The following is a 13,401-nucleotide window of genomic DNA, read 5'->3' on the forward strand; positions in this document are numbered from 1 at the left end:
CACAGCCGTGGTACCACAGATGTGGTAACACGGCTGTGGTGATTTCCGGGGTGGCCGCGGGAGCGAGGGTCCGTCATGGGGAGCGCGAAGGGCACGGCCGTCGTCGTCGGAGCAGGGGTCGGCGGGCTCGCCACCGCCATCGGGCTGCGCCGTGCGGGCTGGGCGGTGACCGTCCTGGAACGCCGCGCCTCGCTCGACCGCTACGGAACCGCCTTCGGGATCCACCCCACCGCCCAGGCCGCGCTGGAGCGGCTCGGCCTCGGTGGCGCGCTGGGGTCGCGCGCGGTCCCGTACCGCGGGGCCCGGATCCGGCGTCCCGACGGCTCCGTACTGGCCTCGCTGCCGCTCGAACGCATCGAGCGCAAGGCGGGGCGCCCCGAACTCCTGCTCTCCAGGCCCTACTTGATCGAAGCGCTGCTGGCCGGGCTCGACGGGCTGGGCGGGGTGGAGATCGCGTACGGCCAGCACCTCACCGACCCCGCGGGGCTCGGCGCCGACCTCGTCGTCGGCGCCGACGGCATCAACAGCACCGTCCGCACCGTGTACTTCGGCGAACGGAGCCGCCCTCGGACGGTCGGCACCGTCGCCTGGATCGGCATCGCGGACTTCGAGACCGGGCTGTACGGCGAGACCTGGGGCGAGGGCCGCTTCTTCGGGATGACCCCCGTGGAGCCGGGACGCACCAACTGGTACGCCGCCGTGCCGGCGCCTCCCGCCCCCGCTGCCACCGCACCCACCGCCCCCGGACCGGCCGACGGCGCCGCCGCGCAGCTGCGGGCCGCCTTCGCCGGGTGGCACGACCCGATCCCGCGCGTCCTGGCCGAGACCGACCCCGCCGGCTGGATCCGGTACGAGATGCGCCACCTCCACCCGGCGCTGCCCTCCTTCACCGCCGCCGGCCGGGTCGCCCTGATCGGCGACGCCGCCCACGCGATGACGCCCAACCTGGGCCAGGGCGCCTGTACGGCCCTGCTCGATGCGGAAGCCCTGACCCGCGCCGTGGCCGCGGCGGGCCCGGCCCTGCTGCCCGCCGCCCTGCGCGCCTACGATGCCGAGCGCCGACGCAGCGCCCAGCGCGTGGCCCTCGGCTCCCGGAGCCTGCACCGCCTCGTCACGGCCGGCCGCCCGGGGCTGCGCGACGCCCTCCTGCGCCTCCTCCCCGGCGGCGGAGAACCCGTCCTGCGGCGGCCCTGACCCGGCACGTGAGCGCACGGGTACGCGCGGGTGCGCGGCTACGCCTGCGCGGCGTCCGCGAGGCGCCGCGTCAGTTCCTCCTGCGAGACCTCCTCCAGGTGGGTCAGGAACACCCACAGGTGCCCGAACGGGTCGCGGAGGATGGCGCTCCGGTCGCCGTGGAACCGGTCCGCCGGCTCCTCGATCACCTCGGCCCCGGCCGTCACGGCGGCCCGGGTGAGCGCGTCCACGTCCGGTACGAAGACGTGCAGCGCGACCGAGGTCCCGCCGAGGGCCGAAGGGGCGGCGAAGGGCCCCTCGGAGGTGTCCCCGAGCATCAGGACGGCCTCGGCGATGCGTATCTCCGCGTGCAGGACGCCGCCACCCGGCGCGGCCAGCCGGAACTCCTCGACCGCGCCGAAGGCCTGCTCGTAGAAGGCGATGGCGGCGTCCGCGTCGGACACCATGACGTGCGGCACCACGGCCGTGCGGTAGCGCTCGGGGGTCTCGGGGGTGGGCTGAACTGCCTCGTGAGTGGTCATGAGGACGAACGTAGGACCTCAAGTTTGGTTCAGGTCAACACCGGGCAGACGCGCCGTGCGCACACCGCGCTGCACCGAGTGGGCGAGAGGCGGTGGCAGGCATGCGGAACGTGAGTACGCTGCTACTCATGACCGGTCACCCCCCGGGTCCGCTCTGGACGGGCCGGGCCTCCAACCGTGCACAGTGGCTGCTCGCAGCGGCCGGTGCGGCCTGTCTGGCGCTCGGCATCGAACTCGCCGTGGACAACGCCTGGACCGCCGGCATGATCCCGCTGCTCATGGCCGTCATCGGCTGCCTCGCCGCAGGGCTGCTCATCCTCTACGGCACCCTCGCCTTCGTCCACGTCGCCGTGACCGTCGACGCCGAGGCCCTTGAGGTGCGCTGCGGTCACATAGGGCTTCCCCGACGCAAGATCCGCCTCGCGCAGATCACCTCCGCCGAGTTCCTCCCCCGCATCACCCCGCAGCAGTGGGGCGGCTGGGGCCACCGCTGGCGGCCCGAGAAGGGCACCGCGATCATCGTCCGGCGTGGTGAAGGGCTGGTGCTGGAGCTCGACGACGGCAAGCGGTTCACCGTCACCGTCGACGACGCCGAGAACGCCGTCCGGGTCATCCGCACCCACCTGCGCGCGCTCGCCCGCTGACCCCGACCCTTCGCCGGGGCGCGTTCGGGTCCCCTCCGGGTCCGTCCTGGCCGGGACGGACGCCGGAGGGGACCCGCGGACACCCGCAGGTCCTTACCGGGTCCCGGCGCGCGGGGACGTACACTCCGCCAGATGAGCAGCAGTGCCACCCGCGCGGCCGGTAACGAGCCCGCGCAGCCCGCAGACCGGACCGGAGCGGTCCCCGGACCCGCAGACGCCGCAGCCTCCGCAGACGCCGCAGCTGCCCGGAAGGACGCGCGGTCGGCCAGGCGGAGGGAGTTCTGGCCGCGTGCCGTCCTCGCCGCACTGGCCGGGGTGCTGCTCTACCTGAGCTTCCCGCCCCGCCCGCTGTGGTGGCTCGCCCCCCTCGCCCTCGCCCTGCTGGCCGGCTGCCTGTACGGCCGTCGCGCCCGGTCCGGCTTCGGCATCGGGTTCCTGGCCGGGCTGGGATTCCTGCTGCCGCTGCTCGTCTGGACCGGGGAGGAGGTCGGCCCGGTGCCCTGGCTGGCGCTGGCCGCCGTCGAAGCCTTGTTTATCGGCCTCACCGGCCTCGGCATCGCCCTGGTCAGCAGGCTCCCCGCCTGGCCGCTGTTCGCCGCGGCCGTGTGGGTCGCGGGAGAGGCGGTGCGGTCCCGGGCCCCCTTCGGCGGCTTCCCGTGGGGCAAGCTCGCCTTCGGCCAGGCCGACGGGATCTTCGCGCCGTTGGCCGCCCTCGGCGGCACCCCGGTGCTGTCCTTCGCCGTGGCCCTGTGCGGATTCGGGATCTACGAGGCCCTGCGTATCGCCCGCAGCCACCCGCGCCGCGCCACCGCCGCCCTCGCCGTGCTCACCGTCGGCGCCCCGGTCGTGGCGGGACTCGCCGCCCGTCCGCTGGTCACCGACGCGGCCGAGGACGGCACCGTCGTGGCCGCCGTCATCCAGGGCAACGTCCCGCGCCTCGGGCTCGACTTCAACTCCCAGCGCCGCCAGGTCCTCGACAACCACGCGCTGCGGACCACCCAGCTCGCCGAAGAGGTGAAGGCCGGGACCGCCCGCAGGCCGGACTTCGTCGTCTGGCCGGAGAACTCCTCCGACCTCGACCCGTACCTCGAAGCGGACGCCTACGAGGCCATCGACGCCGCGGTCAAGGCCATCGGCGTGCCCGTGGCGATCGGCTCCGTCCTGGTCCCCGAATCAGGCCCGCTGCGCAACACGATGATCCTGTGGGACCCGGTGAAGGGCCCCACCAAGACCTACGACAAGCGCAAGATCCAGCCCTTCGGCGAACGCATCCCGATGCGCTCCGTCGTGCGGCTCTTCAGCTCAGACGTGGACCGGGTGCGCCGCGACTTCGGCCCCGGCAAGGACCCCGGCGTCTTCGACATGGCCGGCAGCCGGGTCGGCATGGTCACCTGCTTCGAGGCCGCCTTCGACGACGCGGTCCGCTCCACCGTGCAGGCCGGTGCCCAGGTCATCGCCGTGCCCAGCAACAACGCCACCTTCGGCCGGTCCCAGATGACCTACCAGCAGCTCGCCATGGACCGCATCCGCGCCATCGAGCACAGCCGGACCGTCCTCGTCCCCGTCACCAGCGGGGTCAGCGCGGTCATCCGCCCCGACGGCAGGATCGTCCAGCAGACGGAGCTGTTCACCGCCGACGCGCTGGTCGCCGAGATCCCGCTGCGCTCCAGCCGTACCCCCGCCACCCTCGTCGGGCCGCTGCCCGAGTACGCCCTGCTGGCCGCCGCCGCTGCCGGGCTCGGCTGGGTCCTGAGCCGCCGGATCCGCGCCCGCCGCGCCGCCTGAGGCCGGTCCGGGCCCGGGGCCTCGTAGGGTCGGGGGATGACCACACCCGATTTCATCCGTGCCATCCGCGCCACCGCCGGGCACCAGTTGCTCCTGCTGCCCGGCGTCACGGCCATCGTGCTCGACGACCTGGGCCGGGTGCTGCTCGGCCGCAGGTCCGACACCGGACGGTGGTCCGTGATCGGCGGAATCGCGGAACCGGGGGAGCAGCCCGCCGAGACGGCGGTGCGCGAGGTGTACGAGGAGACGGCGGTGCGGTGCGTCCCTGAGCGGGTCGTCCTCGTCCAGATGCTGACCCCGATCACCTACCCCAACGGCGACGTCTGCCAGTTCCAGGACATCACCTTCCGCTGCCGGGCGACCGGCGGCGAGGCCCGGGCGAACGACCACGAATCGCTCGAAGTGGCCTGGTTCGAGGTCGACGCGCTGCCGCCGCTGGAGCGGTTCGCGCTGGACCGGATCCACCAGGCGCTCCGGGACGAACCCACCTGGTTCGAGCTGCCCGCCGAGCCCGCCGAGCCCGCCGAGCCCTCCGAGCCCGCCGATCACAGCCCCCGCTGAGCACCGGCGTCAGCCCTCGTCGGCCGCCTCCCGGTAGAGCTCCACCGCCTGGTCGCCCAGCACCGCGCTGTACGAGACCTCCGGCACCGTCCCCCCGCCCTCGTAGCCGCCGAGCACCCCGGCGAGCGTGCCGTCGACCAGCCAGGGGCTTCCGCTGGTGCCGCCGCTGAGGTCCGGGCAGCCGATCCGGCGCTGGGTGTCCGAGAACAGGTCGGTGGTGTTGGTGCACAGCAGCGGGGCCTCTTCCTCCCGCGGGTATCCGATCACCGTCACCGTGGCGTCGTCCGGCTGCCCGGCGGCCACCGGGAACCCGCCGACGAGGTCCTCGACGGCGCCCGTCCGGCCCTCCTCGGCCGGGGCCACCGTCGCGAAGGCGATGTCGTCGTCCGGGTCCTCGCCCTCGGTCCACCCCGGGGCCACGTACACGCCGGTGATCTTCCAGGTGCCGTACGGGGCCCTGCCGTCCCGGTAGCCCGGCGCGAAGACCGTGCCGCCGGGATCGCCCAGGCAGTGCGCGGCCGTGGCGATCACATCGCGGTCGTCGCTGCGCACCACGGAGGCGGTGCAGAAGTGCCCGCCGTCGAGACCGCCCGCGAAGAGGGCGCCCACCCGGTCCGCCGCGGCGTCGGACGCGGCCCGCGCGGTGACGCCCAGCGGCGGGCGCGCGGCGGCGTCGGGCAGGTCCACGCTGATCAGGGCGGCCATCGCCGTCAGCGTCAGCAGGATCCTGGACGTCCGCCGGGCCCGGGCCCGGGTGCGGCCGGCCGGTCGGGGGTGCGGGAGCAGGCGGTGGATCATGATCCGAGCCTGCCCGCCGAACCTTTGTCCGGAGCCCAAAGTTCCGTATGAATCAGCTGTGAATCCGGTGGACCCCGTGTGAAAGCCGGACGACGCCGCCCGGACCGGGCGCGGCAGTCTATGGACGGCGCGGCGGGTTCACGTACCGCCTGTTGTGCACGACGGAGCGTGAGCGGCGGGCACCACCGCGCCTAGCCTCGCCGCAGGAGCACGAACGAGGGGCGGTACCCGGTGAACTGGCTCATCCACGACTACCGCGAGAGCGATCTCGCAGCGGTGGTCCATCTGATCGACACGACGGCCGAGCTCGGCCAGGAGTCCGTCTTCTCGCTCGCCGAGTGCATCAGCGCCCTCACCGACCGCCAGCCCTGTGTGGTCGCCGTCCACCAGGGCGTCCCGATCGGCGCGGCCCTGGCCTGCGTCACCGGTGAGCGGGCCTGGGTGATGCGCATCGCCATCGCCGCCGGATGGCGCGGCCGGGGCCTGGCCAGCGCCCTCCTCGTCGAGCTCGAACGAAGGCTCATCGCCGCCCGCGTCGGCCGGATCGCCTACGTCCTTCCCGAGGAGGACCTGCTCGGCGAGGGCCTCCTCAACGCCGGGTACACGCGGCAGCCCGCCGTCGCCTACTTCGAGAAGACCGAGCCGCTGCACGGACCGGCCGCGGGCCTCCTCGACGACCTCGGAGGACGGTTCCTGCCCAACGACCTGTGGGCCAAGGTCGCCGGCATGGAGAAGGAGAAGGACCTCATCGAACGGCGGGTCGTGCTGCCGCTCGCCGAGCCGGAGCGGGCCGCCTCCCACGGGGTGCGGCCGCCGCGCGCCATCACCCTCTTCGGGCCGCCCGGCACCGGCAAGACCACCTTCGCCCGGGCCATCGCCTCCCGGCTGGGCTGGCCCTTCGTCGAACTGCTGCCCTCCCGCCTCGCGGACGAGGGCAACCTGGCGGCGGCGCTGCGCGACGCCTTCGCCCGGATCGCCGAACTGGAACGGGTCCTGGTCTTCATCGACGAGGTCGAGGAGATCGCCCCGGTGCGCACCGAGCCCGCGCAGCCCGGCGGGATCCACGGGGTCACGAACGAGCTGCTGAAGCTGATACCCGGCTTCCGGGAGGGGGACGAGCGGCTGCTGGTGTGTGCCACGAACTCCATCCGCTCCCTCGACCCGGCCTTCCTGCGCCCCGGACGCTTCGACTACCTGATCCCGATCGGGACCCCCGACGCAGGGGCCCGCGCCGCGATCTGGTCCCGCTACACGGCCGGGCGGCCGGACGTCGACGTCACGGCCCTGGTGGCGGCCACCGAGCTGTTCACCCCGGCCGACATCGAGCACGCGGCGCGGATCGCGGCCCAGGTGTCCTTCGAACGGGACCTGGAGGCTGTGGGCGCCCGCGGTGCTGCGGCCGCACAGCTCGGCGCGACCACGCAGGACTACCTGGCGGCGGCCGGGCAGTGCCGGCCGACGGTCACGCCGGCGATGACGGGCGAGTTCGAGGCCGACATCACGGCGCACGCCCGCTTCTGATCTCCGTCCCCCGGTTGCGGCGGGGGACGGATACGCGAATGGCCCGCAGCCCCTCCCCAAAGCGGCTGCGGGCCTCCCGCGCGGACTTGGCATCCGTGCGGGACGGCCACGTTCCGGTTGGGGTGTTCGCCGGCTGGAACGTGACACGCATGGGTGCCTGAGGGCGACCCTGAGCCCTCGTCAACGCTTACGAGTCAACCAGCGGACGGGCTACCGGCGCTTCGGCCGGACGGCCGGATCCGGCTCGGCCGAACGGCTGAACGGCTGCAGCAGGGGTCGGTTAATGTCGGGCCATGGGCTTTGTCATCTTCATGACGCTTCCGGGGCTGGCGCTGCTGCTCACCGCGGTGGCGTTCCTCGACCTGGCGCTGCTGCGGGCGGGCCGCGCCGGTCTGCTGCCCTGGCGGTGGAACGGGCGGCAGGGGCAGATCTCGTCTACCGGCTTCGAGCAGCTGCACGCCAGCTTCTCGCCGGGCAAGCAGAACGAGCTCAAGGAGCGCCAGAGCGCCCTCGTGATGCGCGACGACGAGGAGGACGGCGCACCGCCGCGCTCCCGCGTCGACCTCGACGGCCGGATCGCCGTGATCCGTCTGCCGTCCGCGCCCCCTGCCCGGACCGGACCGTAGCCCGGACCGTGGCTACGGGCGGCAGCGGTAGGTGAAGTCCACGGCGGCCGTGCGCCGGTCGGGGGAGAGCAGCTGGAGTTCGGCCCGCGCCGGGTAGGTCCCCGCGCCCTGGAAGGTCCACAGCAGGTGCAGCCGGGCCTCGCGCTGCCCGCGCGGCACACGCTCGGTCAGCTGGTCCGACTGCGTTCCGTCGCTGCGGATCCAGCGGTAGGTGAGGGTCCCCGGGCGCCCGTTGGTCCGTACGACGGCCACCACGTCGGCCGCCGCGTCGCAGGGCGGACCCGCGGTGTCCGTGGTCACGGCCACGTCCCGGACCTCGATGCCGGGCCCGAGCCGCTGCCAGCCCAGGTACGCGATCACCGCGAGCAGGACGACCGCGGCCAGGGTGTACCGGCGCAGGCCGGCGTACCGGCGCCGCCGGGGCGGGGCGACGGCGGCGGTCAGCGGGAACGGTGCGGGCATGGCCGCGGTGACCCCGGGCCCGAACCGCATCACGGACCCCTCGACCCGGTCGGGCGCCACCTCCGCGGGCTCGGGCGGTCCGGTGAACCAGTGGCTGCCGAGAACGGTGGCGCTGTAGTCGTCGCCCTCGGGGGCGCGCGGATCGCTCATCGCGGGGGCTCCTGGTCCTGACAGCGCAGCAGCTGCTGCGAGGCGGACGCGGACTTGTTCCCGGCGGCCGGCTTGGTGGTGACCCGGACCCCGCCGTAGCAGCCGCGTCCCCGGCTGAAGGCGTGCGTCTGGACCACGCTCGTCGAGCCGGACGGGATCACCACCGTGTCCGTGCCGTCGGGCACGGTGAAGGCGCCCGGGGTGCTGCCGAGGTACCACTCCAGCACGACGGTGACCGGGCCGGTTCCCTGGGTGGCCACCGTGACGGTCGCGTCGCCGCGGTAGATCCCCGGCTTCAGCGAGACGTCGACCTTCGTGACCTTCAGGGTCGGCGTGGGGGTGGGCGTGGGCGTAGGAGTGGGCGTCGGGGTGGGTGTCGCCGTCGGCGACCAGCTCCCCGTCGGCCAGGCGGTCACCGTCGGGCTCGGCGTCCCGGAGGGGGACGGGGTCGGGGACGGGGAGGGGGAGGCGGAAGCGGACGGAGAAGGGCTCGCCGACGCCGAAGGGCTCGGGTCCGCGCCCGGGGCGGGCGAGGCCTGGCCGGTCGGGGCCGGGCTCGTCGTGGCGAACGCGGTCAGCGCCGAGGCGCCGTCCGGGGCCGCGCCGATCGCGTCCGTCGTCACCAGCAGCACCGTCCCCAGCACCAGCGCGAGACCCGCGGCCAGCCAGCCGCTCTTGCCCGGGGCCCAGCCGGAGCCGCTGTTCAGCGTGGTCGTGGCCACGTCGGTGGTGCCGGCCGCAGGCCCGCCCGCCGAGGGGAACAGCAGCGGCAGCAGGGCCGCCAGCGCCGCCAGCTTGCGCTGACCGCGCTCCTCCCACTGGGGCCCGTACGCCGCGAGCGCCACGCCCTCCAGCTCCGCGACGAAGGCCTCGGCGTTCTCCGGACGCTGCTCGGGCTGCTTGGCCAGTCCCCGCCGGATCAGCGGGCGCACGGGCTCCGGCGCCTCGGTCTCCGGCACCGGCGCTTCGATGTGCTGCACCGCGAGCTCGGCGAAGTTCTCCCCGTCGTAGGGCTTGCGCCCGGTGAGGCACTCGAAGAAGGTCGCGGTCGCCGCGTACACGTCCGCCGCGGGCGAGGCGGGCCGGCCCTGCCACTGCTCGGGGGCCATGTAGGCGGGCGTACCCGCCACCCCGGGTGTCGCCCCGTGGTCCGCCGCGATGCCGAAGTCCACCAGCTTGGACGAGCCGTCCGCGGCGACCAGCACGTTCTCCGGCTTGTAGTCCCGGTGCACGACCCCGGCCCGGTGCGCCGCGGCCAGCCCCAGCAGGGAACCCTTCAGCACCACGAGCGCGGCCTCGGCGTCGGCCTTCCCGGAACGCTTCAGCAGCGCCCGCAGCGAGATGCCGTCCACCAGCTCCATCACGATGGCCGCGCCGCCGGGCGCCTCCACGTACTCGTACAGGCCCACCACGTACGGGGACCTCAGCCCGCCGAGCAGACGGGCCTCGGCCCGGAACCCGCCCACGAAGACGGGGTCCTCGCGCAGCCGGTCGCTGAGGTACTTCACCGCGACCGCGGTGCCCGTACCGTCGTGGACGGCGAGCACCACGCGGCCGCTGCCCCCCGAACCGAGTTCCCTGACCTCCGTGTAACCGGGGACCGACCATGTCGTCCGCGTACCGTCCATCGTTCCCGCCCCCCTGCCGTGACTTCGTGCCCCGAGTGCGGCCGGTCCCGACCGGCCACCCCCTGGGACACGGATTCCGCCACGGCCGGTTCCCGACCGCGGGGGGTGTCTCAGGCGGCGGCCGAAACCGCTCCGATCATGGCGTGCAGCCGGTCGGCCGCTGCCCGGCCGAACGCCGGGTCGTTGATGTGGGTGTCGTAGTCGTAGAGCCGGGCGGCACTGCCCCGCAAGCCTTCGCGCAGCGCCGAGAACAGAGCCCGGTCCGCGCCGGGGTCATGGTAGGGGCCGCCCGGCGCGCCGAGCGTGGACAGTCCACGGAGCGGGACGCAGACGGCCGTGGGACCGGTCGACGCCTTCAGCTTGGCGGCGACCCGGCGGCCGAGCTCCGTGCACTCGTCCTCGGTCGTGCGGATCACCGTGATGGACGGGTTGTGCACGTGGACCCGCCGGTAGCGGGCCCGGTCGGGCAGGGTCTCGAACGGGCCGAACTTCACCATGTCCAGCGCGCCCAGGCTCACCACCTGCGGAATCCCGGCGCGCCCGGCGGCGGTGAGCCGGTCGGGGCCCGCGGTGAGGATGCCCCCGCACAGGTCGTCGGCGATCTCGCTGAGCGTCAGGTCCAGCACCCCCGCGAAGACGCCCTGCCCGGCCAGGGTCTCCAGGGTGCGGCCGCCGGTTCCGCTCACGTGGAAGACCAGCACCTCGTAGCCGAGCTCGGTCAGCCGCTCCCGGGCCGCGTCCACCCCGGTCGTGGTCACGCCCGCCATGCTCGCCGCGATCAGCGGGCGGGACCCGGCACCGAGCCGGGGCGGACGGTGCAGGTCCAGGGCGGCGCGGGCGTGGGCCTTGGCCATGCCGGCCACCGCCTCCACCGCGTTCGCCAGGACCGGCTCGGAGATGCTGTTGATCCCCGCGATGTCCACCACGCTGTACATCATCGTGATGTCCGCGGATCCGACGTACGGGGCCACGTCCCCGGACGCCATGGACGAGACCATGAGTTTGGGTACGCCCAGCGGCAGGGCCCGCATCGCCCGGCTGGCGATGGAGGTACCGCCGCTGCCGCCGATCGCGAGCACCCCGTCCAGCCGGCCTTCGGCGTACAGCCGTGACAGGGTCGCTTCCGCGCCCTGCGCCATCGTGGTCACGGCCGCACCCCGGTCGGCGGCCGCGCGCAGTTCCGACAGTTCCGCTCCCGCTGCCCGGGCCACTTCTTCCCGCGGCACGTCGGCGGGCACCCGGGGTTCGCCCATGATTCCTGTGTCGACCAGTACCACTTCGACGCCGGCGCGCAGCAGCCTCTCGCGCAGCCAGCCGTACTCCACACCCTTGGTGTCCAGGGTTCCCACCAGCACGACGTTCGTCATGTGTGTAATGTCCACGCAGGTCCTGTGTGTTGGCAAGTCAAGGTCGGGTCAACCCTTCAGGAGTTCCAACAGCCTTTCCAGGAACGGGACCTGAGGTGGCATCACCTTGGTTTTGGCCACCTGCGGGGTGAACCAGGCCACCCGGTCCAGCTCGGGGAACTCCTGTACGTCCCCGGAGTGCGGCGGCCATTCCATGGAGAAGGTCCCGGGCACCATCAGTGCCGGGTCCAGGTCCGCCTCCACCGCCCAGATCGTCACCAGCTTCCCGCTGGCCAGCCGCACCTCGCCCAGCGGCAGGTAGTCGCCCTCCGGCGGCGGCAGCCCGATCTCCTCGGTGAACTCCCGGCGCGCCGCGTCCCGGGGCGTCTCGTCCGGCTCGTACTCGCCCTTCGGGATGGCCCAGCCGCCGGTGTCGCGGCCGGCCCAGAGGGGGCCGCCCATGTGGCCCAGCAGGACCTCGACCCCGGGGCCGGGCTCCTCGCCGGTCCTACGGAACAGGAGCAGGCCGGCACTGCGTTTGCGCGTCATGGACCCATCTATGCCCCGTACGCGCCCGGGTCAGTGATCAGTGGTCGTGCGGGCCCTGCCGGTGGACCGGACCGTGTGCGTCCGCGCAGTGCGGATCCCGGTCGGCGGAGCCCTCGCCCGCGCGGCCGACGGTCAGCAGCCAGTCCTGCGCGTGGTCCACCTGGAGCGTGGTGTGCGTGATCCCGTACTCCTTGGCCAGCAGCTGTTCCAGATCCCTGCGCACCGCATGGCAGTCGCCCTCCGCTTCCACGAGCACGTGGGCGGACAGCGCCGCCTGGCCGGATGTGATCGTCCATATGTGCAGGTCGTGCACCTCGGTGACCGGCGGCTGCCCGACCAGCCGGTCGCCCACCGCGTCCGGGTCCACATGGGCCGGCGCGGCCTCCAGGAGGATCCGGCCGGACTCGCGCACCAGGCCGTAGCCCGCCTTGACCATCAGCAGCACCACCACGAGGGTGGCGATCGCGTCGGCCTGGCGGAAGCCCGTCGTGAGCACGATCAGACCGGCGACGGCGGTACCGATGAAGGCGAAGAGGTCGTTCAGGATGTGCTGGTAGGCGCCCTCGACGACGAGGGAGGAACGGTTCGCCCGGGAGATGCACCAGGCCGCGGCCACGTTCACCACGATGCCCGCGAGCGCCGTCACCACGACCAGGCCGCCCTCGACCGCGGGCGGGTCCATCAGCCGGCGCACCGCCTCGTACGCCAGCCAGACCGCGAGCAGCAGCAGGGTCAGGCCGTTGGCCTGGGCGGAGAGTATCTCCGCCCGCTTGAGGCCGTACGTGAACCCGCCGCGCGCCGGGCGGGCGGCCAGCCGCATCGCGATCAGTGCGAGGACGATCGAGACGGCATCGGTCAGCATGTGGGCCGCGTCGGAGATCAGGGCCAGGGAGTTGGCCATGATGCCGATGACCACCTCGACGGCCATGAACGAGCAGATCAGGCCGAGCGCGATCGCCAGCCACCGCCGGTCGGCGTCCGCGGCGACCCCGTGACTGTGGCCGCCCGGCCCGTGGCTGTGGCCGTTCGGCCCGTGACCGTCGGGCTCGTGACCGTGGCCGCCGGGCTCGTGACCGTGCTCGTGCTCGTCCGGACCGTGGTCCGGCACCCGGCCCGTGCCGTGGGCGTGGTCGTGCACGCTCATGACGTCCCCTGCTCTGTTCGGCCCGCTGTTCGGTCCCGTCGCGTGAAGTGAAGCGCACTGCGGCGCGATGGGCAAAGGCTGCAACGGGGACCGTTGTCATTACCCATAAGAGGCCTCTGACCTGCGACGATGTCCGGCCGCTGCCGCCCCGGCCAGATCGTGGGAAAATCTGGTCATGGTCCAGCGCCCCGGTGCGCCGACCGCGCCCGAGCTCGTCATGGAGACCGACAGGGGCTCCACCGCGATGAGTCCGGGCCGGATCTATCACGTCGGCCGCGACCCCCTCTGCGAAATCTGCCTCGACGACGCCCGCGTCTCCTGGCACCACGCGGTCCTGCGCCCCGACGGGGACCACTGGACCGTGGAGGACGAGAACAGCACCAACGGGACCTGGGCCGACGGCCACCGCATCCACGCCTGGAGCGTGGGTCCCGGCAGCGAGCTCCGCTTCGGCAGCGTCGAGGACGGCCCG

The 13,401-nt window shown here is 73.6% G+C and carries 14 protein-coding genes; 7 read left to right on the forward strand and 7 right to left on the reverse strand.

What is annotated here, in order from left to right; genetic code table 11:
• The first annotated feature begins 75 nt into the window (after window positions 1-75).
• On the forward strand, window positions 76-1,194 hold the full coding sequence (locus IO30_RS0126995) for an FAD-dependent oxidoreductase (RefSeq protein WP_031147045.1): 1,119 nt from the start codon (window positions 76-78) through the stop codon (window positions 1,192-1,194).
• 38 nt (window positions 1,195-1,232) lie between these two features.
• Here IO30_RS0126995 and IO30_RS0127000 read toward each other — a convergent pair whose 3' ends face one another.
• On the reverse strand, window positions 1,233-1,715 hold the full coding sequence (locus IO30_RS0127000; RefSeq protein WP_031147047.1) for a VOC family protein: 483 nt from the start codon (window positions 1,713-1,715) through the stop codon (window positions 1,233-1,235).
• A gap of 128 nt (window positions 1,716-1,843) precedes the next feature.
• Here IO30_RS0127000 and IO30_RS0127005 point away from each other — a divergent pair, with 128 nt between their 5' ends.
• From IO30_RS0127005 to IO30_RS0127015, 3 genes are all read left to right on the forward strand, one after another.
• Complete coding sequence (locus IO30_RS0127005; RefSeq protein WP_031147049.1) at window positions 1,844-2,359, forward strand: hypothetical protein; 516 nt, start codon at window positions 1,844-1,846, stop codon at window positions 2,357-2,359.
• Between the two features lie 132 nt (window positions 2,360-2,491).
• A complete protein-coding gene (gene lnt / locus IO30_RS0127010) occupies window positions 2,492-4,144 on the forward strand; it encodes an apolipoprotein N-acyltransferase (protein ID WP_031147051.1) in 1,653 nt (550 codons plus the stop codon).
• Window positions 4,145-4,180: 36 nt separating this feature from the next.
• Window positions 4,181-4,705: an NUDIX hydrolase gene (locus IO30_RS0127015; protein ID WP_051902611.1), complete on the forward strand. Its 525-nt coding sequence runs from the start codon at window positions 4,181-4,183 to the stop codon at window positions 4,703-4,705.
• Window positions 4,706-4,714: 9 nt separating this feature from the next.
• Here IO30_RS0127015 and IO30_RS0127020 read toward each other — a convergent pair whose 3' ends face one another.
• Window positions 4,715-5,503: a trypsin-like serine peptidase gene (locus IO30_RS0127020; protein ID WP_051859080.1), complete on the reverse strand. Its 789-nt coding sequence runs from the start codon at window positions 5,501-5,503 to the stop codon at window positions 4,715-4,717.
• 231 nt (window positions 5,504-5,734) lie between these two features.
• Here IO30_RS0127020 and IO30_RS0127025 point away from each other — a divergent pair, with 231 nt between their 5' ends.
• A complete protein-coding gene (locus IO30_RS0127025) occupies window positions 5,735-7,024 on the forward strand; it encodes an ATP-binding protein (protein WP_031147056.1) in 1,290 nt (429 codons plus the stop codon).
• 293 nt (window positions 7,025-7,317) lie between these two features.
• Complete coding sequence (locus tag IO30_RS0127030) at window positions 7,318-7,650, forward strand: DUF6191 domain-containing protein (protein WP_031147058.1); 333 nt, start codon at window positions 7,318-7,320, stop codon at window positions 7,648-7,650.
• Between the two features lie 12 nt (window positions 7,651-7,662).
• On the opposite strand, the gene IO30_RS40845 is transcribed toward IO30_RS0127030, so the two are convergent.
• The 5 genes from IO30_RS40845 to IO30_RS0127055 all read right to left on the reverse strand — a co-directional run bounded on the left by IO30_RS40845 (window position 7,663) and on the right by IO30_RS0127055 (window position 12,929).
• The gene (locus tag IO30_RS40845; RefSeq protein WP_051902613.1) at window positions 7,663-8,262 is read right to left on the reverse strand and encodes a hypothetical protein; all 600 of its coding nucleotides are present in this window, start codon (window positions 8,260-8,262) and stop codon (window positions 7,663-7,665) included.
• A complete protein-coding gene (locus tag IO30_RS0127040; RefSeq protein ID WP_031147061.1) occupies window positions 8,259-9,890 on the reverse strand; it encodes a serine/threonine-protein kinase in 1,632 nt (543 codons plus the stop codon). The genes IO30_RS40845 and IO30_RS0127040 overlap by 4 nt, the downstream gene beginning before the upstream one ends.
• Before the next feature lie 110 nt (window positions 9,891-10,000).
• Window positions 10,001-11,257: a Tm-1-like ATP-binding domain-containing protein gene (locus IO30_RS0127045; protein ID WP_031147063.1), complete on the reverse strand. Its 1,257-nt coding sequence runs from the start codon at window positions 11,255-11,257 to the stop codon at window positions 10,001-10,003.
• A 48-nt stretch (window positions 11,258-11,305) separates the two neighbouring features.
• On the reverse strand, window positions 11,306-11,785 hold the full coding sequence (locus tag IO30_RS0127050; RefSeq protein WP_031147065.1) for an NUDIX hydrolase: 480 nt from the start codon (window positions 11,783-11,785) through the stop codon (window positions 11,306-11,308).
• A gap of 37 nt (window positions 11,786-11,822) precedes the next feature.
• Window positions 11,823-12,929 carry a cation diffusion facilitator family transporter gene (locus IO30_RS0127055; protein ID WP_031147067.1) on the reverse strand — a complete coding sequence of 369 codons (1,107 nt, stop codon included), beginning with the start codon at window positions 12,927-12,929 and terminating at the stop codon, window positions 11,823-11,825.
• A 175-nt stretch (window positions 12,930-13,104) separates the two neighbouring features.
• Between IO30_RS0127055 and IO30_RS0127060 the strand changes: the two genes are divergently transcribed.
• The coding region (locus tag IO30_RS0127060; RefSeq protein ID WP_031147069.1) for an FHA domain-containing protein at window positions 13,105-13,401 on the forward strand (297 nt) is incomplete at its 3' end.

It is taken from the genome of Streptomyces xanthophaeus (assembly GCF_000725805.1).
GTDB lineage: Bacteria > Actinomycetota > Actinomycetes > Streptomycetales > Streptomycetaceae > Streptomyces > Streptomyces xanthophaeus.

Bases quoted from the DNA above. Each gene is read 5' to 3' on its own strand.
- IO30_RS0126995 (WP_031147045.1), top strand. From the start codon at position 76: ATGGGGAGCGCGAAGGGCACGGCCGTCGTCGTCGGAGCAGGGGTCGGC.
- IO30_RS0127000 (WP_031147047.1), bottom strand. From the start codon at position 1,715: ATGACCACTCACGAGGCAGTTCAGCCCACCCCCGAGACCCCCGAGCGC.
- IO30_RS0127005 (WP_031147049.1), top strand. From the start codon at position 1,844: ATGACCGGTCACCCCCCGGGTCCGCTCTGGACGGGCCGGGCCTCCAAC.
- lnt (WP_031147051.1), top strand. From the start codon at position 2,492: ATGAGCAGCAGTGCCACCCGCGCGGCCGGTAACGAGCCCGCGCAGCCC.
- IO30_RS0127015 (WP_051902611.1), top strand. From the start codon at position 4,181: ATGACCACACCCGATTTCATCCGTGCCATCCGCGCCACCGCCGGGCAC.
- IO30_RS0127020 (WP_051859080.1), bottom strand. From the start codon at position 5,503: ATGATCCACCGCCTGCTCCCGCACCCCCGACCGGCCGGCCGCACCCGG.
- IO30_RS0127030 (WP_031147058.1), top strand. From the start codon at position 7,318: ATGGGCTTTGTCATCTTCATGACGCTTCCGGGGCTGGCGCTGCTGCTC.
- IO30_RS40845 (WP_051902613.1), bottom strand. From the start codon at position 8,262: ATGAGCGATCCGCGCGCCCCCGAGGGCGACGACTACAGCGCCACCGTT.
- IO30_RS0127040 (WP_031147061.1), bottom strand. From the start codon at position 9,890: ATGGACGGTACGCGGACGACATGGTCGGTCCCCGGTTACACGGAGGTC.
- IO30_RS0127045 (WP_031147063.1), bottom strand. From the start codon at position 11,257: ATGACGAACGTCGTGCTGGTGGGAACCCTGGACACCAAGGGTGTGGAG.
- IO30_RS0127050 (WP_031147065.1), bottom strand. From the start codon at position 11,785: ATGACGCGCAAACGCAGTGCCGGCCTGCTCCTGTTCCGTAGGACCGGC.
- IO30_RS0127055 (WP_031147067.1), bottom strand. From the start codon at position 12,929: ATGAGCGTGCACGACCACGCCCACGGCACGGGCCGGGTGCCGGACCAC.